The sequence below is a fragment of the Paenibacillus sp. LjRoot153 genome (genome assembly GCF_964253085.1).
In the GTDB taxonomy this organism is placed as follows: domain Bacteria; phylum Bacillota; class Bacilli; order Paenibacillales; family NBRC-103111; genus Paenibacillus_E.
In genome coordinates this window covers 938,213-963,132 of sequence record NZ_CAXUQH020000001.1, presented here as the reverse complement: position 1 = coordinate 963,132, position 24,920 = coordinate 938,213, and the positions used below count along the sequence as shown (strand labels likewise).

Genomic DNA, 24,920 nt, shown 5'->3' with positions numbered 1-24,920 from the left:
AATCCATCAGGCAGGCGAAATTTACTTCAAATAAATGGAGGAAATCCCGTTAATTTAGCCAAGCGTGTTTGTGGAGGGTGAGGATGGTGGACTTGGTTGGGTTTAAGCTTAATGTGCAAAAGAAAAAAACCAGCTCATCCGAGCTGGCTTACCCTCTTGTAAACAAATCGCCTCTGTGTGATCTTAACTTACGAATCCATTAGTCCATACTTGATTTTAATCCGCTCCAGTTTCTCAATCATCGGACCCGAGATCAAGAACAGGAAGAACACTGTCGCTATCGCATGCACCAGATCAAACCAGAAGCCTGAGATGTAGATGGCGAGCAACGCATCCCATGAAAAACTTGGGGTGACCATCAGCAGCGAACCCAGATTTATTATGCCCCCGTAGATGATCAGCGTCGCTAATCCCCCAAAAACACATAAGGAAAGCTTCGTTTTCCTTAGCAGTCCTTTCTTGAATAGGATGCCCGCCACGAAGCCAATAAGGCCAAAACAGAACATTTGCCACGGCGTCCACGGCCCCTGACCAAAAAAGAAATTGGACACAAAGCCAGCCGTCGCTCCAACGAGAAAGCCCGCTTCAGCGCCAAAGCATACACCTGCTATAATCACAATCGCAACCACTGGCTTGAACTGTGGCAGCATGAAGAAGGCTCCACGTCCAGCAACCGCAATCGCAGCCAAAACGGCAATCACGATGAGTTCTCTCGCCTGCGGCTTGCGATTTTCAAACACCATCGCAAATGGCATCATCGTGTATAGTACGATCAAAAGACTAATAAAATAATACTTGCGATCATCCAGCACGAAAATCCCTAACAGCATTGTTGCGGGAATGACGATGAGGATTAGCAATGCTGCGAGGACTGTTCGCCGACTCAAACGTTTACTAACTGCGTGCTGCTCTTGCATAACTCCACCACATCCTCTATCGTAACTGCCTCACGCCATAAATGGCGCGCCATGCGATTCGCTGCTGTTGTGTAGAAACTGTTTCCCGCGAAAAACGCGTGCGCAGGTTTCGACGTCATGATGCTGCCATCAAAAAACATCGCACAGTCCTCGCCGTACTTCGCACAAAATTCAATATCATGCGAAACCATGACGATGGTTACACCGTCGCTATGCAGTTTTCTAAGAAATGCGCCAAGCTTTTCTTTGAAAAAGCCATCCAGCCCCTTCGTCGGCTCGTCTAGCAGAAGGATTTTCGGCTCTAGGAGGAGCACCTTGGCAAGCGCCGCTCGCTGCTGTTCTCCTCCGCTGAGATCATAGGGATGCATCCCGAGCAATGTCTCAAGCTCAGCAAATTGGACCACAGCCTCCACTTTGAGCCGCTTTTCTTCCTGCGTGAATGGACTGTCTGAGAGCATTTCATACAAATCCAGCTCCACCGTCTTTTTCACAAATAAGGTTGCTGGATTTTGCGGCAGAACACCTAATCGATTGACGAAAAGTTGCTTGGCCTTCATTTTAGCAGGGTTATGACCCCCGATCAGCACTTTGCCCCGATACGGCTGCAGGATGCCGCTGATGAGGGATAAGGTCGTTGTTTTGCCTGTCCCGTTCCCTCCGACTAGGCAGTAAAACTGACCTTCTCGAACTTCAAACGTGAGGTCTTTGATCGTATCAGGCCCATTTCGTTCATGCCGGAACCACACATCCTTGAATTGAATCGCAAGCGGACTTTGGCTGGCAATGGCAGAGGTGCTGATTGGTAGATCCAACTCGGGAGCAGCTGACTTATCCGCCATGTAGGCGCTGAGCCATTGTCGCCCCTCTTTCACGGTGATCGGACATGTTTGTTCCAGAAGTTCCTGATCCACTCCCGCATGAATTTGCATTGGTGTAGGCATAGCCGCAAACATCGGATGCCCCAGCCTGCGTAAAATCCCACCTACCTGCGTTGGCGTATCGTCAGCAATGACTCGCCCTTGATCCAATACGATGAGCCGATCCGAGATCGGCAGAACCTCCTCCAACCGATGCTCTGTCATCACAATCGTCGTCCCTAGCTCTCGATTGATTTTGCTGATCGTTTCTAGGAAATCCGCAGCAGCAATCGGATCCAGCTGTGAAGTAGGCTCATCCAGAATAAGCACTGAGGGATGCATAGCCATGATAGATGCCAAATTCAGCAGCTGCTTCTGCCCGCCGGAAAGCTCGCTCACACTTTTGTGAAACCACGTCTGAATACCAAAGAAGCTGGCCATTTCGGCTACACGTAATCGAATTGTCGGCTGATCGCAACCTAAACTCTCCAGCCCAAAAGCCAGCTCATGCCACACCTTATCCGTTACGATTTGATTATCTGGATTTTGCAAGACGAATCCGATCTCTGCTGCTTGCGTGCGTTGATCTACCTCGCTCAACGCCTGTCCCCGGAAATAGATATCCCCGCTCCGTTCGCCGTGCGGCGTGAGCACCGACTTCAGCTGTCTAAGCAACGTGCTCTTGCCACAACCTGATTTACCGCAAATGGTGACGAACTCCCCGCTCTGTATCGTAAGCTGAATCGCAGACAAAGCTTCTTTCTGTTGCAAAGGAAAGGCAAAGCTTAGATCCTTGATGTAATAAATCGCCATTTGAACCCCTCCACAATTTGAATGAACACAGGCAGTAGGCACAACGAGCCATAGGCCATATACACGGCCACACTTAGCGGCGATATGTCGTTAACTCGAATCGATGGGAAGTAGCGTATCGTATTTTCTCCCTTCCAAGCACCTATGCCTACAACGATCAGAAGTCCGATCATAATTAGGCTAAGCCATTGATCTCGTCGATCAAATCGGAACATAGAGAAGCTCGTACGGCCCGGCAAGCCGTATCCCCTCGACTTCATAGAGTCGGCGGTTTCAATCGCATTTTCCAGCGCCCACGTCGTCATAATGGAAAGAATGCGGATCCCGTTGCGAGCTCTATTCACGATATTGCCCTGCGAAGCGTCCCTGCCGATACACCGTTGTGCATTCGAAATTACTTTTAACTGTGTTAAATATCTCGGAACAAATCGCAATACCATAGAAAAAATCAGCGACAGGGCTGGCATCATTTTGCCAAACAAATAAATGAATTTATCTGATGTCATCACAGCGTTGTAGCAGGAAAACCACACAATAACCGTTACGTACATACATGCCGCCGCGATACCGTACAGCATGGATTCGAGTGTAATAGGATTTCCATTATTCAGGTAGAACAGAATCGTCACACCTGCATGATTAAAAACCGGGTTTATCACAGCCATCAGCACGAGCAACGGAATCAGATAAAGCGTATTAAATTTGGCGGCATTTTTTCCTTTTAACGTAACTGAATAGAGAGCGCTGCTCACGAGTGCAATCGCTTGAAAAATCGGGTGCATGAACACCATGCTGCAGATGAGTACCGCTATGAAATACACCAAATTAACTAACGGGTGAAACGTCGAAAAGGCATCTCGCCTCATTGTCTTCCACCTGCCCCAGCCTGTCCTCCACCTACGTCGCGCCCTAAATCACACGTGTATACCCAGTCGATGACATCCCCGTCTTTTAACAGAAACCGACTTGCTCCATAATTGGGAAACCAGCCGTTCACCTTATACATCCAGCCGCTTAGCTCTCCGCAGTCAAACTCATATAAATTGTTAATGCCCTCAATATAATTGCTGTTATAAATCGGTGTCATGGCGAATTCCATATGAATTTTGTTCTTCTTCATCTCTCTAAGCAGGACATCGAACACCGATTCTCCCTCGAAAAAAGTTACCGTTTGCGCCTTATAAATAATGCCGTCAGCAGGCAGCACTTCCAGCTTATCCTTATTGAAACTGCTCATATGGTTCAAAATCGTCTTGCAAGTTACGGATAACGTAGCTGTTAACGTTTTTTTCTTATTAATCGTAACATCCTGCCACTCGACAGGTTTTGGTTTGCCCTCAGGTACTGGCTCGGTAAGGAATTGATCCTTCGTTGGTTCTGGAGCTTGGGAGGGTAGGGCTGTTGGCTTGGCTGTTTCAACCGATGGTTCAGGACCAGTCGTTTCAAAGGCTGGTTTCTTTGCAGCCTCGGTTGGTTTAGGCTCAGTCAGATCAGGCTTTGTGACTGCTTCAACAGTAGGCTTATCAGCCTTAGCAATGTCGGCTTCTGACTCCTTAACCGTTTCTTGAACCGGTATCGTCGACTCTATTTCCTTCGGTGCAACCGTTGGTGGTACAACCGTTGGTGTTGCAGAGGGGCTAACTGAAGCATGAGCATCGGAGCTACTTAACTCGGGAACCACTGAGCTTTTCGGACTATTCCCGCCCCAGAAGAACGCAATAGCCAGCACGCCAACTATGCCTATCCCAATAAGCCACTTCTTCATCGACATGCGATTATTCACATCCTTAACTAACAAAGCAAGGGCATTCCTATGCCCCTGCTCGTTTCTTCTTATTCTACGTTTACATCCGTCATATCGTATAACCGAGTTTGACCTTTGATGAGTCGGTCGTACGCCACAAGTGCATACATTGCCTGATCAGTCGCCATCGGATCCACTTCGCCAGGTTTGCCGCCGCCATTATTAACTCCGCCGGATTTCACATGGTAGAAGCCGCCGCTCCCGGAGGAGAAGCTTAACAAAGCATCAATAGCCGAACTGCCGTTTTTGATAAAACGCGCATCCGTGTGCGGATTAATCCCAAGGCTGGTTAGTGCTACAATCACTTGTACGACGCTTTCTGAATTCGTTGCCCCTTGGCTGGCATACCCGCCATCAGCGGTTTGAACCTTAGATAACCAGATAAGAGCGCGGTCAATAGCCGCCTGCACGTTCTTATTTGTTAGGTAATACGGCGCCAGTCCTTGGATCGCCATCGCCGTAATGTCCGGGTCAGACTCTGCTGCGTTCTCGCCTAGAGCCCATCCACCGCCCGCTATTTCCCTGTTCAAAATGAAATTGATCAACAACTCTCTCGTTGTCTGTTTCTTAACGCTATTAACAATTGGGATTTCATAGGCTTTGCTATCTAGTGCAATAAGCGCGAAGATAGGGCCATTGATTCCTTGCTTAATTAATGTTTCGTAATCAGCTAGCCATTCTCTTAGGTTGTAGCCAGCTACGTCATCAACACTACGACCAATCGAAGTTAGCGCTAAGATGACTCGATCATATTCGGTATATTTGACCGCATGAAGCTTTCCTGATTTTTCCTTCAAAATCTTTTCCACATTCGCGTAATATTTCGCATAGTAGGCATCAGGAACCGGAACGCCAGAGCGTGCCAGTCCTACTACTGTCCAATCCCCACCGACTGAAGCAATCACAGGATCTGTTACCGTTTGCTGCAGGAATGCAGCGGTTTGATTAATTTGCTTCTCAACCGCAGCCTTTTTCAAGCTATCCGGCTGAATGGTTCCTTGCCCTGCATCATGTTGATCGTGATAAGCTCTCATGGCAACAACCGTTGCCATTTCTCTCGTCACCTCAACACGTGGATGGAATGCTTGATCCCAACCCGACATCAGCCCACGTGCCAGGATCGTTTGCACATCCGCTTTGGCCCAATCGGAGACTTGGTCCACATCCATAATGGCATCCGACTGTCCAGCAGAGGGAAGCCCCAGTGCTTTGACCATATTGACCGCCATTTGTTCACGAGTCAGCTTCTCGTTGGGAAGGAATTGATCTTGGCTATGGCCTGAGATGAAACCAGCTTTGTAACCTGCATTCACATAAGGGTAGAACCAATCATCCTGTGTAACATCCTTGAAGCTTATGACCTTCTCCGCATTCACATCTAGCCCGAGGACACTTACAAGTATCTTCGTGAACTCAGCTCTAGTAATCGTAGCCTGTGGATTAAATGTCCCGTAGCTGCCGCTGACAAAAGCTTTTTGTGTGGCCTCGCTAATCGCGTCGAGAGCCCAGGTTGAGATTGTGTCCGCGTCTGCGTACGTAACTGGGGTTACCTCAGCAACGTTTTCACGCTGAAATGACTCTGCTTGCGTCTTACCCGCCACACATAAAACAATAGCTATCATGGCCAATAGTCCTGCAAGTCTCTTTACTCTCCAAAAACTCTTCAATTCCGATCACTCCAAGCGATACTTAAATGCGGAAAGAAGAGGATTTCTCCCCTTCTTCGCTAAAGTTAGTTCTACTTTTTCTGCTCGTGCAGTCTCAAGATAACCACTGCGACCATCTCTCTGGTTACAGGTAGCAAAGGGTTGAAATATCCGTTATCCTCTGTCATTAATCCCGATTTAATGGCTTGATTGATGTAAGGTAATGCCCATTCAGCAACGAGTGATTGGTCTTTTAGGACAGCTGCTTGCTGCCCCTCCGTGGATACGCCTTGTACACGGCCAAGAATTACAGCCATTTCCTGTCTGGAAATCATTTGATTCGGTGCGAAGGCATGGGCTGAAATCCCTGTGATCAATCCCTTAGATTTCGCGGTTACTATATATTTGAAATACCAATCTTCTGTACTAACATCCTCAAAATCTGACTCACCGCTTACTAACTCACTTCCTGTATAACGGACGATGAGCGCAGCAAACTCTGCTCTCGTTAATTCGCGTTTCGGCTCGAATTTAGTTCCAGTTCCTTCCATATACCTCAAAGTAGTGACTTTGGCCACCGCTTCCTGTGCCCAACTGGAAATAGCAACAGCATCTTCATATTCTGCAGCCAGTGTATTTTTGATTTCTTCTGTAGGCTCCGCAGGCTTATCGGGGTTATTAGAATTATTAGGGTTATTAGGGTTAGCACTACCTCCCCCTACTGGCGGGGTATAGGCATTACCAATGTCTTTCCCAAGATCTTTCGTGTACTGCCAACGAAGAACATCGTTATTTTGTAACGTATAAGAACCAGCACTATAGTTTGGAAAAGTGCCATTCACAGCGTACATCCATCCGCTTAGCTGCCCTTTGTCAAACTCCCCTAAGTGATCAATCGATTGTACATAGAGGCTTGCACCAGAACCTGTATAAGACAGAGCTATACTTTGGGAATCAAGTACTCGTTGCAGCAGTGTGAAAGCTGTATCACCAGACTGTAAAGTAACAGTTATAGGAGCAATGATATCTCCTTCACCCAGTGAGCGTTTTTCAACAGAGAGTGTAACCTTTTGTGTGGTACTAGGTCCCGATCCACCAGGTCCAGGCGCAGTTACTAACGTCGATTTAAAGGCTAGAAACTCCGTGAAATGCTTCGTTTTAATAATTAAGTCGCCATTCTCGCTGTAAGCATAAACATCATCGTTTCGATAATTGCTATTGTCATATTTGGGGATTGCGGTAAAATTACCGTTTTCATCTATGAAACCGGCATTTCGATCACCCATCCCCTTCAATTTAAGTGTTACATGTTGATTAAACTGGATGCGGCTATCACCGCCCACCTTAATGCGTGAATCGATACTGTCCAGCTTACTACCGCTGTTGGTAAGTACTCCGTTCACTTTATTCGTTACGGTGTTATCGGTTGTGTTCAGAATTCTTGGCAATTGAATCTCATTATTCCATGCAGCTGATGTAACTTTCGTGTAAGCCGGTATGTCCAATTCCGTATTGCCTCGTTTAGCAATAACCTCTGGCAAAGCTGTTGCCGTGAAAGAAAGTGTAATTTTGTTCGTTGCTTGGTCATTGTCATCCGTTGAGAAGGATACGTTGGACTCACTCGCGCCAACATTGACGATCTGATCACTCGAAGTGCTCACATTATGAATGGTCAACTTGTTACTTGCCGAGTTACTAACCAATGCGGCTGGCAATGCTTGGAGTTTTAGAGTCCCTTGATGACCTTGACCTGCAAAAGTAATCACAATATCTTGTTGATTGCTTTCTTGCGTTACATGATCAATCGTCAAACCCGTAGTGCCAGGATCGAAGCTCCAATTCGCTGCCATATTGGCACCAGAGGTGAACGTATCGCCAACTAGCTTAATCTGCAAACTAGGGTTAAGATTTCCGATGTTCGCATTCGAAGCGATCGCAATGGAAGGCCAACGGCCGTAATAAAACGTAACGACATCATCGTCATTTAATATATAATCTGCTGCACCGACTTGCGGTGAATTACCATTCACTTTATACATCCAACCATCATATCCGCCAAGACTTCCTGCTGTTTGACCTGCTATTGAGGAGAGATAGGGACCATAACTACTGTTTTGAATGACAAAGTTAATGTTAGACTTCTCTAGCGCTTGCTTCAAAGCATCCATGGCTGTCGGCTGGCTGCCATAGACTGCTGCAGTTATCGACTGCTGTGGAAGTATCGAACTGTTAATGCCATTAACGTTTATTTTTACGGTAGTTAGATTTGGCTTATCCGCAAAACGCTGCCAAACTGATTTACCCTGCTGAATATCCGTGAGAGCAATTAATACTTGCTCCGTTGCCATCAAGTTTTGGCTTGGCGGCGTTACTTTCCAAGAAAAAGCTCCATTTGGCAACTGGAAGCTATAAACGGCATCAACAACAGTATGATCATTGACGACCCAATTTGCGGACAACATGTCTTCTCCAACTGCAACCAGACCTGATACCGATGTGGCCCAACTGTTGGAGTTGTCTCCATTGCCCCATTGACCTGGGGAATCAAACCCAGCATTAGCTAATTGTCTTTGCTTCAATAAAGCCTTGGCACGGTTGGTCGCAGTTACTGCAGCACTATTGGATTGATAATTGCCAAGTGCAAGCAGCGCCATCCCTGTAATGTCTGTATCTGATTCATCTCCAAAGAAAGCAAACCCGCCATCAGACAACTGTAAGCTAAGTAAATAACTTAACGCTTTTTCTTTGGCCGCATCGTTCCAGCTCCCAACGTTATGTCCCCTTTTCTTGCCTGTATCAAGAGCAAGCATCGTCCAAATCTGTCGATTAGAACCTCCGAAGGAACCTGTTGATGGATTTTGCTGAGCTGCTAACTCTGCGTACAAATTACGATCCGTTTCCCATGCATGGGAAGGATCCAGATTCATGGCCAACAGGCCAAATATTAAATTGATATGGTATGTACTGCTGTCTGTTTCTAGTAAATCGCCAGGATCACTTTGTTCCCAAGAAGGCAGCGTCCATTTGCTATTGTGCAGATCTTCCCCAGCTCCCCATAGCGCCACCATCTGCCACCAAGAATTGAGTTCAGGCCGATTTTGCTCATAAAATGAGACGGTATCCGAGATCATGGTATCCAATTTCGTACTTGGATTTGCATCGACTGCTCTCGCAGCTTGTGGGACGAGTAATAAAGTAATGAGAGCCAAACTTAATAGTGCTGAAACACCTTTTTTCATCAAACGGAACAAACCAATCACCTTCATCTTCCTTAAAATAGTGGATAAACGAAAAAAACACCTTTCCCCGAGTTCCAGAGGAAAGATGTCTTTGTAAGAATCGTGTTAATCCAACGATTAACCATTCTTTTTGGCAAATGCAAAGAAACATCTTCCTCCCATCCTCGTGAGAAAAAAAATAAAATACTTATCAGGCAGGTCTCCTGGCTTCGCTTCATCGCTTGTACAATCTCCTTCCCCTCGTGTTATCGAGAGTGGCTATGATTGTTAGCTCAGCGTTACAGTGGCGGGACCGCATCGGATTTCAACCGAACTTCCCTTTTAAGCTTCCGCTAGATTCAGCGGAGAGCACCTATTAAGCTAGTTTATGAAATTGTCTGTAATCATGACGAATTGTACATGACTTCAACGTAATAGACAATCCTTTTTTTTCGCAAACTCAAAAAGGCAACCCCACCAAGACCCATAGGCCCCGTGGGATTACCTCTCTTTTTACCCGTGCAATCCGTAAATTAATATTTACAAATGCTGCGCGTAATAATAACTAGCAAAATGAAAAGTACTAGGATACTAGCGGCTGAATTGTTTTTCGGAGGACAAGCAACAGCTTGCGTGTGGACCGGTTTCGGGAATACAAATTCAGTTTGTTGGTAGGACGCGTGCAGGTGGATGTTATTGTGCATTGGTTGTTGCATAATTGGCGCTGGCGCTGGAAGCGGAGTAGGCATTGGCATCGGGGTTGGCATTGGCATTGGCATTGGCTGCATTGGGTAATTCGGAACTTTTACATATTCCATAAAAAGAGCACCTCCTTGGTATTTTCCCTATCGGGACCTTTCACGTACATAAACGGGCTAAACAGAATTGTTATTGTTGAAGTTGGGTGAATAGCTTACAACATCAGTCTATGGGGAACCACCTACGTTGAACACGGTAAATACCCAGTTTATAAATAAATTGGGTGGGTATCATGGGCGAACGAGCATAATCAGGATATAGTCGATTATTTCGACTTACAGCAGCTACATCTCCACTTTCTCATCCATATACAAAAAGGACCGCCCCCTCATCAGAGGGAGCAGTCCTAATCTTCTTACACGTATGGGTTATTCTCACGTTCGAAGCCGATCGTCGTCTTGGCGCCGTGCCCGGAATAGACGATGACATCGTCATCCAGCAGGAACAGCTTATCCTGAATGGAATCCAGCAGGGTATTATTGTCTCCACCGAGGAGGTCTGTACGACCAACCGAAAGTTTAAACAACACATCACCGCTGAACAGGTGATTGTCATACAGGAAACTCACACTCCCTGGCGAATGGCCTGGGGTGTGGAACACCTTAAGCTGGATGCCCAGGAACTCAAGCGTTTGTCCTTCATCCAAAGCGAATTCTGCTGGATCAGTCACAATCGGAGCGCCGAGATCGGGCCAGCGAGCTGAACCATTCTTCTTCGGATTCGTCAGCCAATCGGCTTCCAGGTCGTGAATATACACGGGGCAGCCCTTGAGCTTACGAATCTCGTCTACACCACCGATGTGATCAAAATGCGCATGCGTCAGTAGAATAGCGACGATATCCATGTCGGCAATTTTTTTGATCAGCGACTTCGGATTCATACCGGGATCGATAATAATACCTTGATTCGTCTCTGGATTCGACAGTAAGTAGGCATTTGTCTGAACCGGACCCAGAACGAAAGATTGAATGTTAATCATCGTGATGCCACCTTCACCTTTTAGAACGACTCGATTAATGAACGAAGTTCCTTCACAATAACAGCATGATATCCGTTACCTTCGCCATATTGACGGCCCATTTCGGCTCTGGCTACTTGAATTTTTTCGTTATAATCTGCCGCATCGCGATCTGGATTTTCTTTCTTGAACTGCGTCATAACCGCTTGCACGTTCTTCGGACGAGGTCCCCAGTGTCCAAGCACGAAACCGCCTGTATCCGTGAAAATAACAATCGGAATAGCACGTCCGCCACCTGTTAGGAACTGATCAATCACGTCATAATTTTGCTCAATAATCAGAACTTCCGTCGGAACGCCGCTATTTTCCAAAGCCTTGAAAACAACAGGCACGTTGCGAACAACATCGCCACACCAGTCAGCAGCAACAATCAAGCAACGAAGATCGTCACGATTATTCAGGGATTCGAAATATTCCTTATCCTCTTCATTGTCCCAAGCGAAGCCATCATAATACGCTAGGAATTGCTCTTTATTTTTCTCCATACCGTCAATAAACTGTTGTGGCTTCAAGCCTGTGCGCAGCTTACTAGCAAGATTCGTGCTCATTGATTTCATCCTCCCAAGATCATCCATATTCTCATTCATTGTAACAAAAGCAAACGAATCCGCCAAATCGACCACTAGACTTTCGTTTTTCTTTTGAGATAAAATTGATAGCCCGCATACAGAATCGTCAGCACGACCGCAGCGATAATCAAAGGTTTAATATAAGGCCCTGCATATTCGCCAATCGTCTCCCAATTATCCTTCAATTTCATGCCCAAATAAATATACAGAAACGAGTAAGGAACTAGAGCTAAAGCCGTGTACAGAGAAAATTTTCCCAAAGGCATCTTCGCCATACCGCCTGGCAATGAGATCGCATGACGCACAATTGGAATAAATCTCGCTGTAAAAATCATCCCCGTGCCGTACCGATTAAACCAGCTTTCCGCCACATCGATATGATGCTTGCTGATCAGCAGGTATTTGCCATATCTCTCCAGAAAAGGCCTGCCGCCATAACGCCCGATCCAATATAGTACGATTTGGGCCAAAGTCCCCCCGACGACCGCGCAAACCATGCCACCTACGAAGTTAATTTGACCTTTGGATACGAGATACCCTGCGTAGGCTAAAAGCAATTCGTTCGGAATGACCTCTAACATGAGTCCAAGGAAAATCCCCCAGTACCCCAAGCCTTCCAAATACACTAAAACACTATGAATCAACTCACTCATCCGTAGCCCTCTCTTCGCTTCACTTTTCATCACCACATACATTAGTTGGAAAAACTACATCTAATTTTTACAAATAGGCGTAAAACAAGAGATTAACTGGAATTTCTCCATCTAACCCCGACCGTTCGCCTCTAAATCACCTAAAAACCGCTAAATAGCTGGATATTTTCCATGTAATCTACTTTTCCAGTTAAAACTCTCATAATTAGCTGTAGATTTTCCCGTTAAATGATTTCAATTTCCTTTATGAGGGGTCTGTATTTGCCTTCTCCTCCACATTCTATCATAGACAGGCTGCTATCCTCTACTTGTATGCAACTCATCGTTGAAATACGCCAAGATATGCGATTTACAAGCTTCTACAGGTGCGCTGAGCTCTTTGCCGGCGCGGTGAATCAGCCCGTGTTCCAACGGGATCGCTGTCTCCGACGCAACGCGAAGCAGCTGACCCGCTTCCAGCTCTTTCTGAACGGAGGTGACAGGCAGCAAGGAAAGTCCCATGCCGCACATCATCGTCTGTTTGAGCATTTCCGTGCTATCGAAGGCCATTTCGGTAAAAGTAGCAAGCCCTTTGTCCGTCATCAGTACCTGAGAGGCCAACGATTGATAAATGCAGCGGCTGCCAAAGCCGATGACCTGTGTCTGTGCGATCGCTTCCCAGCCTTCCAGCTCGATGCGCTTCACTAGCGCCGGTGCCCCTACCCACACCAATTCATCCGCGAGCAGTGGGATAAAAGAGAGATTTCGTACCTTAGGGTCACGCGGCACGATGCCTAAATCTACGCGGTACGCCGATACCTCCTGAATAATGTCACGTTGAAAGCCTGTTTCCAGCTGCAGCTGGATGTGCGGGAACCGTTCGAACAACGACGGCAGCATCATTGGTAGATGCGGGACGCAGAATGATTCCAGCGCACGCAGGCGCACCACGCCTTTGGGCTCCTGCAAGCCCGTTAATTTCTCCTGCAAGGATTCTCCCAACTGCAAGAAGCGATACGCAAAAGGTGCCACCTCTCGGCCAGCCACTGTCAATTCAACCCCGCGCGGCAACCGTGTAAAGAGCGATTGTCCTAAGGTTTGCTCCAGCTGCAGAATATGCATCGTGACAGTGGACTGCACATAACCAAGCTTCTGAGCCGCTTTGCTGAAGCTCTTTTCCTCCATCACTGTAACGAAGGTTTTCATGCTTCGACCATCCAGCTGTTCTAACATAGGAGAACCACCACCTATCGAATTATCGAATATCAAATATCGGAATCATTCGTTATTCAAATATATAAACTCATGATACCATCAGAGATATTACGATGAAAAGAGGCCCTCCATGATGACTCATCTTCGTTCGCTTTCCCCTTTGCTCCTCAAGCTCGTTCCCGGCATCGGCGGCTTCCTCGCCATCCTGCTGTGCAGCTTGCTCGGTGACCTCGTCAGCATCTCGCTGCTGATGGCGCCCTTCGGCGCCTCCTGCGTCATCGCCTTCGCCCTCCCGCAGAGCCCGCTCGCCCAGCCCCGCAGTCTCATCGGTGGCCACGTGCTGAGCACGCTCGTCGGGCTCTGCGCCCTCACCGCGTTCGGCGTGCACGCGTGGAGCCTCGCCCTCGCGGTCGGCGCCGCCATCACGCTCATGCAGCTGACGCGCACGCTGCATCCGCCCGCAGGCGCCGACCCGCTGCTCGTGATGCTCACGGGCGCCGGCTGGAGCTTCCTGCTCACACCGGTGCTGCTCGGCGCAGCGCTGATCGTGCTCGTTGCCCTGGGGTATCACCGGGCAACCAAAACCCCGTACCCCACGAAGTGGTGGTAACATCGCCGTACAAATCCAATTCATGCGCTGACAAGCCTCCGCATAAGATGTACAAGACCCTTGTAATGGAGGCGGACCCTATGTCCCGAGTATGGATTATCAAACGCAAGCACGTCGTTCAGCTAGCAGCCGCACTTCTACTCCTTCTTATCGGTTGGCTGTATCTAAATCGGGAAACCATCCTGCCAACCTTAGGCGAACCCACATCTGAACGCACCATTCATATGGTTGTTGGAGAGTTCAAATCAACTACCGCTGATGGCAAAACAATTGAAGCCTATCGCTGGGACCCAGGCTCAATTCCCGTAAAGAAGGGCGAGCACATCAAGCTCAGCATCCTCGGTATCAATGGCGAAAGTCACCCCTTTTTCATCGAAGGACTTAATATCACCGGTGAAATCAAAAAAGGAAAAGAAACCATCGTTCATTTCACCGCCAACCAAGCGGGTACGTATCGACTCATCTGTATGACACATACCGATATGGCCCATAATGGTCCGATGATCGGCTATATCGAGGTCTATTAAAAGACCTCTCCAGCGAAACCTTAAGTCCTCCTTCTACGACCTCGAATCGTCATCATCAGGCGGCTCGATACCAGAAGTGGCATTAAGGTTTTTTTTCGTTTACACTGAGGCCAAGCTCAATTGATTCTCAACGAAGAAGGTGCTTCCCCTTTGAAAACACATGTACTCGTCGTCGATGACGATGCCCATATACGCGAACTGATGCGCTTCCTCTTTTCCAAAGAAGGTTATGCTGTCTTTGAAGCAAGTGACGGTGAACAAGCTTCGAGACTGCTGGAAACGGAACAAATCCATCTCGCTGTTGTTGATGTCATGATGCCGCTGCGTGACGGCTTGGAGCTGTGCGCTGAAATCCGCGAGCACTACGATATTCCAGTTCTTCTTGTGACAGCCAAAGGAGACATGGAAGATAAAGAGCGAGGCTATGCCTCCGGCACCGATGATTACTTGGTAAAGCCGTTCGAGCCGAAGGAACTGCTCTTCCGAGCGCGCGCCTTATTGCGGCGATACCAGCTGGTTTCCTCGGAGATGATTACACTTGGTCATACTGTCATCAATCGCAAAAGCTATGAAGTCACGATCGCAGGTGAATCGCTGCTGCTGCCGCTCAAAGAATTTCAGCTGCTCGCCCAATTGGCGAGTTACCCAGGGCGTATTTTCACACGTGAGCAACTGATTCACATGCTGTGGGGCACAGATTATGAGGGTGACAGCCGAACCATCGATGTTCATATCAAGCGACTGCGGGAGCGTTTTTATGAGAAAACAAGTGACTTTATGATTACGACGGTGAGAGGACTTGGTTACAAGCTTGAGGTGACGGAAGGGTGAAAACATTATATTTTCGCATCGTTGTTACATTTATTCTCATCGCGATGGTCAGCTCCGTGCTCGCACTCTTTCTTTCGAACTGGTATTATCTAACGAAATTAAGGGATCAGAACGAAGAACAAATCTGGAAAATCACGACGGAAATTCGATCTCTTTATGAAGAAATGCCCAATGTAGAGCCTGCCACTTATTTCACTCATATCGCCAATATGGGGTTCCAGCTGTATGTCGTGAATGACCAGATGACAGGGACCTTCTATGGGACGCCATATAAACATACGCAGTTCGATCCGGAACAGATTCAGCGTGTTTTAGCGGGAGAAACGTACCGTGGGATGCTACAGGAGCGGCATGTTCTGATGGTGATCGGCTATTTTGAAAATAGCCTGCGCAACAGCATCGGTGTCCCTGTTCAGGTGCAGGGGAAAACGTATGCCTTGTTTGTTCGGCCTAATCTGGAACAGCAGATCGGCGGCGTGCGCGTGCTGATGGCTTTTCTGCTCGGACTTACCTTCCTGTTCAGCATCGTTCTTATCATTATTTTCTCCCAATTCATCGTGAAGCCTGTCATAAAATTGCGAGAAGCTACGAGACGGATCGTTGGCGGGAGCTACGAAATGAAGATGGACGTTTCCCGTCAGGATGAAATCGGGGAGTTAGCGCGAGATTTCGCCTACATGGCGCAATCGCTCAAACAGGTTGAAGATATGCGGCAAGAATTCGTGGGCAATGTCTCGCATGAAATCCAATCTCCGTTAACCTCGATTCAGGGCTTCGCCCAATCCATATTGGATCAGACGACCTCCGAGGAGGAGAAGGAACGCTATCTTCATATCATTTTAGACGAAAGCAAAAGATTGTCCTCTCTCAGTAAACAGCTCCTAACACTAGCCTCATTAGATAAAGAGAGTCATGTACTTAAGCGCACTTTGTACCGGTTGGATGAACAAATCCGTCAAATTCTCATTCACACGGAGTGGCAATGGTCGGAGAAAGATTTAACGATTGAATTAGATCTTCCAGAAACAACCGTCTCAGCCGACCACCAATTGATGCATCAGGTTTGGCTTAACCTCATTACGAATGCCATCAAATACGCTCGTCATCATGACTCGTTACACCTTGCGATTCAGTCATCAGAGACGGAGATCACTGTCGTGGTCAGCGACACAGGGATTGGCATGTCTGAGGCGGAACTGCCTCATATTTTTACCCGCTTCTACAAAGCGGATCGGTCCCGAAACCGCGCCAGTGCTGGCACGGGCCTTGGTTTATCGATTGTTCAGAAAATCATCGTGCTGCACGGTGGTAGTATTCATGTGCAGAGTGAGCTCGGTAAAGGGACGACTTTCACTGCCCACCTGCCGCGATTGTAATCTCGTATTCATCATCCGTTCATATTCCTCTCCTACAATTCGAAATAGATTTAGGAGAGGGGAATGATCCTGCCATGAAACAAGCTTTAACACGTCTTGCCAAGTTCGTTAGCAGCGCCAAAGGTGTCAAAATCGTACTCATTAGCTGGCTAGCTGCCATCCTTTTATTAAGCGCGTTTGCGCCATCTTCCAAAGAGGTTGCCCAAAGCGGTGGTGAAGGCAGCCAAACTGGCCATACACTGTCTGAAAAAGCTGAACAGTTATTACAACAGGCCTACCCTTCCCAAGACGGTTTAACCGCCATCCTCGTGTTTCATTCCGAACGACCCATTACGGAAGCTGAACGTAGCAGCATTACTAGCATAAGTGCTTGGCTGGCTTCTGATCAGAAACCGCCATACATCACGCGTTCTGCACCCTTCCATCAAATGCCCGCCGCGCAGCAAGAGCTTTTATTTTCCGCAGATCGTACAACGCTCTTGTTAACGCTCTCCCTCCAGAAGGATCTGGCATCTGGTCCTGTCTATGATACGCTCGAACAGATTCGTCAAACGTCGGATGAGGTTGGTTTAGGGACGATGAAGCTTGACATCACAGGTCCCGCGGGCATCTCATCCGATACCATTATGCTCTTCAAAAAGGCCGATTTTGTGCTAATGCTCGCCACACTTGGGATCATTCTCATCATTTTAATCGTCATTTACCGATCCCCTCTGTTGGCCTTGTTACCCTTGGTTATCGCAGGCATGGTGTATGCCGTCGTCGATAGAGTCATAGGCTTAGCAGGCAAGATGGGCTGGATTTTCGTCGAGAAGCAGTCCCTCTCCATCATGATGATCTTGCTTTTTGCCGTGTTGACGGATTACTGCTTATTTATCATTGCGCGCTATCGTTCCGCCCTGCGGACAACGGACTCCAAGTACGATGCGATGTCGAAGGCTTTCTCCAACGTGGCTGAACCGATTTTCTTCAGCGGCGGCACCGTGCTAATTGCCATGCTCACGTTATTCGCAGCTGTGTTCAAGCCCTATCATAACTTTGCACCTGTCTTTTCAATTGCGATGGTGGTTATTTTGCTCGGTGGGCTGACGTTAATCCCAGCTATGTTTGCCTTGATTGGACGGAGAGCTTTTTGGCCGTTTATTCCACGTACGGAGGATGTCGGACTTGTGAATGAAGAGCCTCGCGGCTTCTGGGCGTGGGTAAGTACTCGCGTTACTACCAAGCCACGGATAACCGCTCTTGTGCTCATTATCGTTCTGGTAGCACCTGCTCTATCTACGTTAGGTATGCGCTACTCGTTTAATCTCATGAAATCCTTCCCTAGCGATATTTCTTCTAGACAAGGCTTTGACACGTTAGAGGCGCAGTTTCCTCCTGGGCAATTAGCTCCAGTCACTGTTCTTTTGGAGTCGAAGAAAGAAATCGTTTGGGATGAGGCATTTATTAGCAAAATGAATACACTGACCGGACTTATCCGGGGGCATGAGGGAATCATTTCCCTTACGCCGGTGTCTGATCCCGCTCAGTTAGCTTCTGAGAATGCCGATTTACCTAAGCATACGGTGAAGCTTCAACTAATCCTAAAGATGAACCCCTATGATCAAGCGGCGCTTGAGGTGATCTCCGGCTTACGCAAGGATAGTGATGCCATGCTTGGGCAGAGTGGCTTCGAGCCTGGCCAGTTCACCCTGCATTACGCAGGCCAAACTGCCGAGCAGCTTGATGTCCGTACGATGAATAAGCGTGATACGTTAGTTATTTTCTCACTCATTACACTATTGATCACCGTTATGCTGATCTGGCAGGCCCGCTCCATTCGATTGGCGCTCACTATGATGGCCACCATGCTGCTGTCCTACGCGGCTACGATGGGAATTGTGTGGAGTGTGTTTCATTTCGGATTTGGACACGATGCCTTCAGCTACCGTCTGCCTGTGTACACCTTTATTTTTCTCATCTCGTTAGGCGTGGACTATAACATCATTTTGGTCTCTCGTGTGCAAGAGGAAGCGCGGCGCCATCCATGGCGAGTAGCCGTTCAGCGCGGCGCGGCGTTAACTGGCGGCGTCATCTCTTCGGCTGGCATCGTGCTGGCAGCGACCTTCTGTGTCTTAATGACACAGCCTTTGCAGGAGCTGCTCCTGTTTGGGTTCGCAATGGCGGCAGGTATTCTCATCGATACCTTTCTCGTTCGAGGCATGCTGTTACCGGCACTCATGACCAATTTAAGACCACGTGATGTGAAGCATTCTCCACGAACTTGGGCGCAATAGGTTCTTGTCCCTAGTCGCTCTCCGCCCTCTCTGTGCATACACATATCAGAGAGAGGAGCGTCGATCCCTGTATGGTGTATCAGAAACAAAGTGAACGACATAAACAGCAACTCCCCAACGCTCGTGCCATTCGGAGAGCATGCAACAAGGAGCTATATCGGACCATTAAGCGGTTAAAAATATGGCTCACCCCCGAGCAAATCAAGTCTGCCGAGACCATTTACGTGAAAAAGGTGATGCTGAATCTCCCTTTTATCGTCGAGAATGGCAGCAACCGTCGATTGCTAGCCGACTGGTTCGGCGAACATGTTGCCCCCGAGGTCGCTCCTATATGGAACGTGGAGTTGGAGAGCTTGAATGAGGCGTTTCGCGACGCATTTGGCGGGTAATCTCCGCCTTCGGTGTTCCGTAAAGAACTATGGATTGCGCAGCCTGAAAGCATTCGAGTAATTTTGTACTGCTTGCAGTGATCTGGTCTACGCGCTTGCGCACACAGAAAAGCCTGACAGGTGCAATTTCCCGTCAGGCTTTTCCGTATAAAGTAGTAAATCCAATGATTAGTTAATGAATTTCAAATGTTGTAGCATTCGTTTGAGCACTGTGACAGCTTGCGCTCTAGTAACAAGAGAACCAGGTTCAAAAGAATCTTGAGTTACACCTTCCATGATTCCATTGTTTAGTAAGGAAATAATATCTGCTGAAGCCCAGCTCGGAACATCCCCTCGATCAGTAAAGGAATTTATTTTGCTTTGATCTTGTCCAGAATTCTGGATGGATTGAGCTGTATTCGCATACTTCATTGCACGACCAATCATAACTGCCATCTCTTGACGTGAGATTGAGCCATTGGGATTAAATTGCCCGTTCTCATACCCTAAAACTAACCCTGCTCTCGCTGCTGCATTAACTGACTTAGCATACCAGTCGGTTGCAAGGATATCATTAAACTTGGAATTCTCTTCAATCACGTTAATACCAAGTGCACGGATCAAAATCGTTGCAAACTCTGCTCGTGTGATCTGTTTATCTGGCATAAAGGATTGTTCTGTTAATCCTAATACAATTTTCTTGGAAGCCATTAATTCAATATCCGTTTTAGCCCAATGCTGTTCAATATCATTAAATGTTTTGGACGCTTGAACAACGGTATAAATACTATTATGAGGTGAAGTAATATCAACAATTGTTTGACCATCTACATTTCTAGCAAAAGCAGGAATAAAGGTAGATTCATTCGTTTCTGGGTTAAAGACTAATACAGAAATCTTGGAAGTATCAACATTTCCAGAAATTGCAATCGACCTCGTGACATATGTCCCGTTAAAGTCGGAAATTTCCTCTGAGCTACCGTTACCAACTATTGAAATTTTGAAATCTATTGAATCACTTATTGGCGAATATCCTTCCGATGCCATCGAACTTTTAATTTGATCATTGAGATTACTATCCGGCTTTTCAACGTTAATAGTAAGCTTCTTGTCTTTTGTATTGCTGTTAATACCCGAAGCGCTTGTTAAATTGGCAAGCAGTTGAACTGGAAGTACAAATGAAGTAACTCCGGATTGAATAGAAATAACAGCAGTTGGCGCTTGCTTGGCAGCTTCAATAAAGAATTGTGCAGGTAACTCTACTTGAATGCCATTTCCAAAGTTTTCAATTGGCATCTTAACAGTGGGGATAGAAGACTGCTTATTTTTTTCCGCTTCATCAATTGAACCCGTAAGTGCTAATTGAATGGCATCCATAAGCTTGTCAGTATCGGGCTTTACACTAAGTATACTTTTGCCTTGACTGTCGATTATCGTTTTCGTTTCGATCGCATCACTGTCTAAAATTTGTGTTGAACCTGGCTGCTGATTCGAATTACCAGGTGGCATAAAGCCTCCCCCGCCACCTGGACCACCAGGAATGATTCCTGGTGGTTTGTTGATAACGGGTGCTGCGCATCCATTTACCGAAGCAACGGATTGGGTGGAAGCATTAATAGCATTCAAAGTTGCAGCTACAGGAATTGTATAAGTGGTAACGGATGTACGCTTACCACCTAATTCTGAACTGACTAGATATAGCTTATTAGACTGTCCACTGCTCAAAATATTCGTTACAGGCTGACTCAATTGAATCTGCCCCAGCTTCTCGAACGTGCTGTTTTTCCATGTGATTAACACATTATCCTTAAGTGTGTAGAAGCGGTCTTGCCCTAAATCAAAGGCAATATCGGTGAATGAGTCAATAGTCCGAACATATCTCATGTCTGTAGATTGTTGGGATGTACTAGTAAAGATAGTACCTGCTCCGTTAAATAAATACTTTCCATCAGGAGAGATGCGCATCAATGTTGACATCGCATAGTCTCCATGATAGGGAGAATCATAACCGCCAAAATAGTGACCTTCAAGGAATATGCCTTTGTCACTGACGTTGAAAGCCTGAATATCTCTAGGACTGACGTCAGTATTTATAGCATATATTTTGCTCATATTTGGACTCATTTGCAGGTAAGATGCTTGGCGAATGTTTGCATAGTCATAAACGCTTTTCGTTACAGAGGAATACGAATTAAAATATGTCCATTGACCGGAACCAGAGGAAACATAGATGACTCCTTGATTATCAACAACTAAATCGAACGGATCTATGCTAATCTGGAATTCATTCTTCAGCCTTAGGTCAGCGCCATCTAGGATAGCCAAACTCCCCGTTTGTAATTCGTTCCACCAGTATGAACTATGCGGTTGATGTGCTAAGGCGACAACAACTTCATTCTCTGTTGCGAAGATTCGCTCAGCAGGATAGTCAAGTTCTACGATCTTAGTTGCCCCAGTTGCTAGATTGGCAGAAACAACATGTGTATCTCCTTTGAAAATGGAATAAACCACTGGTTTAGACGGGTGTTTAATAACTTGCTTAAGTGAATTGTCGATATAAAATTTATTAGGCTCGCCTACAGGCTGTGATACCACAGTCCGATTAATGACGGGTAATTCATTGAAAGCAGGAGCTGCATTGTTATTCCAGTCGACTATTATGCTGGAATTTGATTGCTGTGAATATGAAATGGCGACCGAATCGCTAGGCCTTACTTTTTGTGCCAAATACAGTGTAACCGCTCTTGCATTTGCTTCTACGTTATTAACAGCAATTTGTTTGCCATTCAATTTAACCTGAAACCCAGCAGAACTATAAGAATAGTAGTATCTGACATATTCATCATAAGTGAGAACTAATTGATCATTATCAACTCTTGCCGTAAGTAAGTTAGGCGGGTTGGTATCCCCAACCAGTACATAACCGACGTTACGATCAGGGCGCAAAGGGATGTTACTGCTCGATTTAGCACCCGACACAGTTATTTTATAGGCTACTTCAGAAATGAGATTTCTTACCGTTAATGTAACTCTAGAAGCCGTATTGTCGACGATTAAACTACTAATCTGAGCCGCTGGCGCGGAAGAAATTAGTGGTTCAACCACGTAATTAGCAATTGAATTAATCGTATTTGGATTCATTGCCTGATTAAAGTACAAATTAATTGTCGTTTGTGAAGAAGATTCTGCACCAAGTAATTTAGGACTGGTCGAATCTTTAATTCCTCGCACAGTCCACTGTTCGATTGAACCATTCTGTGCCGTAACCGTATATGTTACCGGATTCGTAAAGTTTACACGAGTACCACTCGCGGGAGAAACGGAGGCTCCAGGTGACACCTCTACATAAGGAATCAAGGCGGAGACATCCGTATTTCCTTCAACGTAGAAGGTTGCGGTGTGTGCTGCGGGATTAATTAATGTTTCTCCCGTTTGTTCGTTTACAGATAAAGAAATAATATCACCGAATGAGACAGCATTTGCGGCTACGCCCCTAATTGTCCACACTTGTGAAAGCCCGCTCTGAGATCGGATTGTATAAGAAACTGGTGAGGTAAAATCCTGCGAACTGGATGCTCCTGATATGATTGTCGCACCAGGTGATAGAAAAACATTTGGCGCTAAAGCATTCAAACATGAGCTATAAGTAACAGTAAAATCAACTGTATGTGCTGTATTATCAATGATTGGAGTTCCTACCATATTGGGTACATAAAAAGAAACGATATTATTCTCATCATTAGTATAAGGTAAGCCAACAGCCGCCCAAGCGCTTTTGACGACTTGAATAATGCTTGCTTTTTGTTCAGCGGTTACGGTTAGGTCGCCAGCAGCCAAAACAAAAGAGTCGCGCGCATCTGCGAAGTCTGAAGTTGGCGTCAAATAAGAAGTCATTGCGTCATATGCAATCTGTCCAAGCAATTTCTTTCCTTGTCCATTAAGTCCTTGTATTTGCTCGATTCCGGTTCCTATTAAATAAGCAGCATGGTTTGGAATGCCACTGTTAATGTGGACTCCCCCGTTGTCGTGTTGAATATCAAGAGGTAAATTTCGATAGTCATTCATATGAGAAGGCTGGGCAGTTAATCCGCGAGAAGGACTCTTCAAATCACGAAGCACATATGTCGCTTGCGTAACGCCAATATCCTCTCCGATCGTCCAGTCATCAGAATCAATAACAACTGCCATAATATCCGATAAAGATTCATTCAGTGCTCCTGGTTGACCTGCGTATTCCAAACCTGCGGTGTATTCAGTTATACCATGAGTAAGCTCGTGAGCCACCACATCCAAACCACAAGACAAGCAGGCGAAATCATGGGAACCATCCCCATACATCATTTCATAACCATCCCAGTAAGCATTATCTATCGCTCCTACATTAACAACAGAAACAATTGACATCCCCTTATTGTCAATGCTGTTTCGTTGCAAATTTTGCTTGTAATAGTCATACACAATGCTAGAAGAATAATGCGCGTCTACAGCTGTCGGGTCGTTAAACGTCTGTGAATAGCTAGATATCGGACCCGCAAACGGCTTCATAAAATCATAAGTAGCAATAACGCCGTCTTCTTGGTTATTTACAATACGATACATCGGTTTGGATTTATCAACGAGTGAATAATAACCATCGGAGTCACGTGTAATGTTCAAGGTTTTTGAATCGCCATAGTAGCCCTTCCCTGTTCCAGACGCACTGTCAGCACTAATCTCCGTCAGACGACTAAATTTATGAATAACGACTCCTGTTTTGGCATCGACAAAGCCAACCCAACGATTATAGGTTGGAGTGATATATTCGATATCTATTTGATAGGCAAGCAGATATTGGTTTTGATACGGATATACAATAAGCTCCGATGTAGGCTCGGTTAAATTTCTTGGACCAATATTGCCGCCCAACTGAATAGAATAGCCTACTGAGTTTTCAATATCTTTGTGCAAGTTCTCAATGGCTTGATCGGCGTTAATTGTAGGATTAGTATCAAGTATGAGTGAATTGAGTTCGGAATTGGATTGATTGGTAATGGCATATATAGATTGTGCAGTATTTAAATGAGCACGCATATATTTACCATAAATAGGAATACCATTGTAATTTTGTTGAAGCAAATAGTGGGTTTGACCCGCTTTATCTATATCTTTCTTTAGAATTTGCAGATCATTCTGTGGGCTTGTGAAGCCAAATACACTTTTTTGAGACGTGAGATAATTATAAATCTCTGTATCACTACGAATAGCACCTGATAGATTGCCTTGTAACATGCGAGGAGCTGGGGCTTGGATTTTGTCGGATAGGATAGGTTCTAATTGCTGTGAAATTGTCGACTGAGGCTGGACTATTTCAGAGGCAAATACAATATTCTGGAGTCCGAGGCTAGAAAAGAATAGCGAAAAAGCTAAAAAAAGATAAAGCTTTGGCATAATACGATAAAATCTCAATTAAATATCCTCCTTGGCTATTAAAACGACTAAAAAATA

At 46.2% G+C, this 24,920-nt stretch carries 18 protein-coding genes and 1 riboswitch; of the genes, 6 read left to right on the top strand and 12 right to left on the bottom strand.

Annotated features, from left to right (window positions below):
* Positions 1-188: 188 nt before the first annotated feature.
* The 11 genes from ACSQ8P_RS04425 to ACSQ8P_RS04375 all read right to left on the bottom strand — a co-directional run bounded on the left by ACSQ8P_RS04425 (position 189) and on the right by ACSQ8P_RS04375 (position 13,466).
* A complete protein-coding gene (locus ACSQ8P_RS04425; protein WP_436234058.1) occupies positions 189-917 on the bottom strand; it encodes an ECF transporter S component in 729 nt (242 codons plus the stop codon).
* Positions 884-2,587: an ABC transporter ATP-binding protein gene (locus tag ACSQ8P_RS04420; RefSeq protein WP_436234057.1), complete on the bottom strand. Its 1,704-nt coding sequence runs from the start codon at positions 2,585-2,587 to the stop codon at positions 884-886. The genes ACSQ8P_RS04425 and ACSQ8P_RS04420 overlap by 34 nt, the downstream gene beginning before the upstream one ends.
* Positions 2,560-3,453, bottom strand: a complete 894-nt coding sequence (locus ACSQ8P_RS04415; protein ID WP_436234056.1) for an energy-coupling factor transporter transmembrane component T — start codon at positions 3,451-3,453, stop codon at positions 2,560-2,562. The genes ACSQ8P_RS04420 and ACSQ8P_RS04415 overlap by 28 nt, the downstream gene beginning before the upstream one ends.
* On the bottom strand, positions 3,450-4,358 hold the full coding sequence (locus ACSQ8P_RS04410; RefSeq protein WP_436234055.1) for a DUF4430 domain-containing protein: 909 nt from the start codon (positions 4,356-4,358) through the stop codon (positions 3,450-3,452). Before ACSQ8P_RS04410 ends, ACSQ8P_RS04415 begins: the two co-directional genes overlap by 4 nt.
* 62 nt (positions 4,359-4,420) lie before the next feature.
* Positions 4,421-6,058, bottom strand: a complete 1,638-nt coding sequence (locus ACSQ8P_RS04405) for an S-layer homology domain-containing protein (RefSeq protein WP_436234054.1) — start codon at positions 6,056-6,058, stop codon at positions 4,421-4,423.
* Between the two features lie 71 nt (positions 6,059-6,129).
* Entirely contained in the window at positions 6,130-9,276 is a 3,147-nt protein-coding gene (locus tag ACSQ8P_RS04400) for a DUF4430 domain-containing protein (RefSeq protein ID WP_436234053.1), read from the bottom strand.
* A gap of 176 nt (positions 9,277-9,452) precedes the next feature.
* Positions 9,453-9,647, bottom strand: a riboswitch (cobalamin riboswitch).
* Positions 9,648-9,788: 141 nt separating this feature from the next.
* Complete coding sequence (locus tag ACSQ8P_RS04395) at positions 9,789-10,073, bottom strand: hypothetical protein (protein ID WP_436234052.1); 285 nt, start codon at positions 10,071-10,073, stop codon at positions 9,789-9,791.
* 296 nt (positions 10,074-10,369) lie between these two features.
* A complete protein-coding gene (locus ACSQ8P_RS04390; protein WP_436234051.1) occupies positions 10,370-10,993 on the bottom strand; it encodes an MBL fold metallo-hydrolase in 624 nt (207 codons plus the stop codon).
* A gap of 20 nt (positions 10,994-11,013) precedes the next feature.
* Entirely contained in the window at positions 11,014-11,580 is a 567-nt protein-coding gene (locus ACSQ8P_RS04385; RefSeq protein ID WP_436234050.1) for a thioredoxin family protein, read from the bottom strand.
* Positions 11,581-11,654: 74 nt separating this feature from the next.
* Positions 11,655-12,254: a DedA family protein gene (locus ACSQ8P_RS04380; RefSeq protein ID WP_436234049.1), complete on the bottom strand. Its 600-nt coding sequence runs from the start codon at positions 12,252-12,254 to the stop codon at positions 11,655-11,657.
* A 297-nt stretch (positions 12,255-12,551) separates the two neighbouring features.
* Positions 12,552-13,466 carry a LysR family transcriptional regulator gene (locus tag ACSQ8P_RS04375; RefSeq protein WP_436234048.1) on the bottom strand — a complete coding sequence of 305 codons (915 nt, stop codon included), beginning with the start codon at positions 13,464-13,466 and terminating at the stop codon, positions 12,552-12,554.
* A 112-nt stretch (positions 13,467-13,578) separates the two neighbouring features.
* Between ACSQ8P_RS04375 and ACSQ8P_RS04370 the strand changes: the two genes are divergently transcribed.
* The 6 genes from ACSQ8P_RS04370 to ACSQ8P_RS04345 all read left to right on the top strand — a co-directional run bounded on the left by ACSQ8P_RS04370 (position 13,579) and on the right by ACSQ8P_RS04345 (position 19,457).
* A complete protein-coding gene (locus tag ACSQ8P_RS04370) occupies positions 13,579-14,058 on the top strand; it encodes an HPP family protein (protein ID WP_436234047.1) in 480 nt (159 codons plus the stop codon).
* A gap of 80 nt (positions 14,059-14,138) precedes the next feature.
* A complete protein-coding gene (locus tag ACSQ8P_RS04365) occupies positions 14,139-14,585 on the top strand; it encodes a cupredoxin domain-containing protein (RefSeq protein ID WP_436234046.1) in 447 nt (148 codons plus the stop codon).
* Positions 14,586-14,735: 150 nt separating this feature from the next.
* Positions 14,736-15,416 (top strand): response regulator transcription factor, encoded by a 681-nt coding sequence (locus ACSQ8P_RS04360; RefSeq protein WP_436234045.1) that lies wholly within the window; start codon positions 14,736-14,738, stop codon positions 15,414-15,416.
* Positions 15,413-16,792 carry a sensor histidine kinase gene (locus ACSQ8P_RS04355; protein WP_436234044.1) on the top strand — a complete coding sequence of 460 codons (1,380 nt, stop codon included), beginning with the start codon at positions 15,413-15,415 and terminating at the stop codon, positions 16,790-16,792. Before ACSQ8P_RS04360 ends, ACSQ8P_RS04355 begins: the two co-directional genes overlap by 4 nt.
* 74 nt (positions 16,793-16,866) lie before the next feature.
* Positions 16,867-19,068: an MMPL family transporter gene (locus ACSQ8P_RS04350; RefSeq protein ID WP_436234043.1), complete on the top strand. Its 2,202-nt coding sequence runs from the start codon at positions 16,867-16,869 to the stop codon at positions 19,066-19,068.
* A gap of 71 nt (positions 19,069-19,139) precedes the next feature.
* Entirely contained in the window at positions 19,140-19,457 is a 318-nt protein-coding gene (locus ACSQ8P_RS04345; protein ID WP_436234042.1) for a dehydrogenase, read from the top strand.
* 168 nt (positions 19,458-19,625) lie between these two features.
* Here the strand turns inward: ACSQ8P_RS04345 and ACSQ8P_RS04340 are convergent, their stop codons facing one another.
* Positions 19,626-24,881, bottom strand: coding sequence for a M4 family metallopeptidase (locus ACSQ8P_RS04340; protein ID WP_436234041.1), 5,256 nt, complete (start codon positions 24,879-24,881; stop codon positions 19,626-19,628).
* Between the last annotated feature and the right edge of the window lie 39 nt (positions 24,882-24,920).

Coding starts and splice junctions, on each gene's coding strand:
- ACSQ8P_RS04365 (WP_436234046.1), top strand. CDS start 14,139: ATGTCCCGAGTATGGATTATCAAACGCAAGCACGTCGTTCAGCTAGCA.
- ACSQ8P_RS04385 (WP_436234050.1), bottom strand. CDS start 11,580: ATGAGCACGAATCTTGCTAGTAAGCTGCGCACAGGCTTGAAGCCACAA.
- ACSQ8P_RS04420 (WP_436234057.1), bottom strand. CDS start 2,587: ATGGCGATTTATTACATCAAGGATCTAAGCTTTGCCTTTCCTTTGCAA.
- ACSQ8P_RS04415 (WP_436234056.1), bottom strand. CDS start 3,453: ATGAGGCGAGATGCCTTTTCGACGTTTCACCCGTTAGTTAATTTGGTG.
- ACSQ8P_RS04345 (WP_436234042.1), top strand. CDS start 19,140: ATGGTGTATCAGAAACAAAGTGAACGACATAAACAGCAACTCCCCAAC.
- ACSQ8P_RS04390 (WP_436234051.1), bottom strand. CDS start 10,993: ATGATTAACATTCAATCTTTCGTTCTGGGTCCGGTTCAGACAAATGCC.
- ACSQ8P_RS04395 (WP_436234052.1), bottom strand. CDS start 10,073: ATGGAATATGTAAAAGTTCCGAATTACCCAATGCAGCCAATGCCAATG.
- ACSQ8P_RS04425 (WP_436234058.1), bottom strand. CDS start 917: ATGCAAGAGCAGCACGCAGTTAGTAAACGTTTGAGTCGGCGAACAGTC.
- ACSQ8P_RS04400 (WP_436234053.1), bottom strand. CDS start 9,276: ATGAAAAAAGGTGTTTCAGCACTATTAAGTTTGGCTCTCATTACTTTA.
- ACSQ8P_RS04375 (WP_436234048.1), bottom strand. CDS start 13,466: ATGTTAGAACAGCTGGATGGTCGAAGCATGAAAACCTTCGTTACAGTG.
- ACSQ8P_RS04410 (WP_436234055.1), bottom strand. CDS start 4,358: ATGTCGATGAAGAAGTGGCTTATTGGGATAGGCATAGTTGGCGTGCTG.
- ACSQ8P_RS04350 (WP_436234043.1), top strand. CDS start 16,867: ATGAAACAAGCTTTAACACGTCTTGCCAAGTTCGTTAGCAGCGCCAAA.
- ACSQ8P_RS04380 (WP_436234049.1), bottom strand. CDS start 12,254: ATGAGTGAGTTGATTCATAGTGTTTTAGTGTATTTGGAAGGCTTGGGG.
- ACSQ8P_RS04370 (WP_436234047.1), top strand. CDS start 13,579: ATGATGACTCATCTTCGTTCGCTTTCCCCTTTGCTCCTCAAGCTCGTT.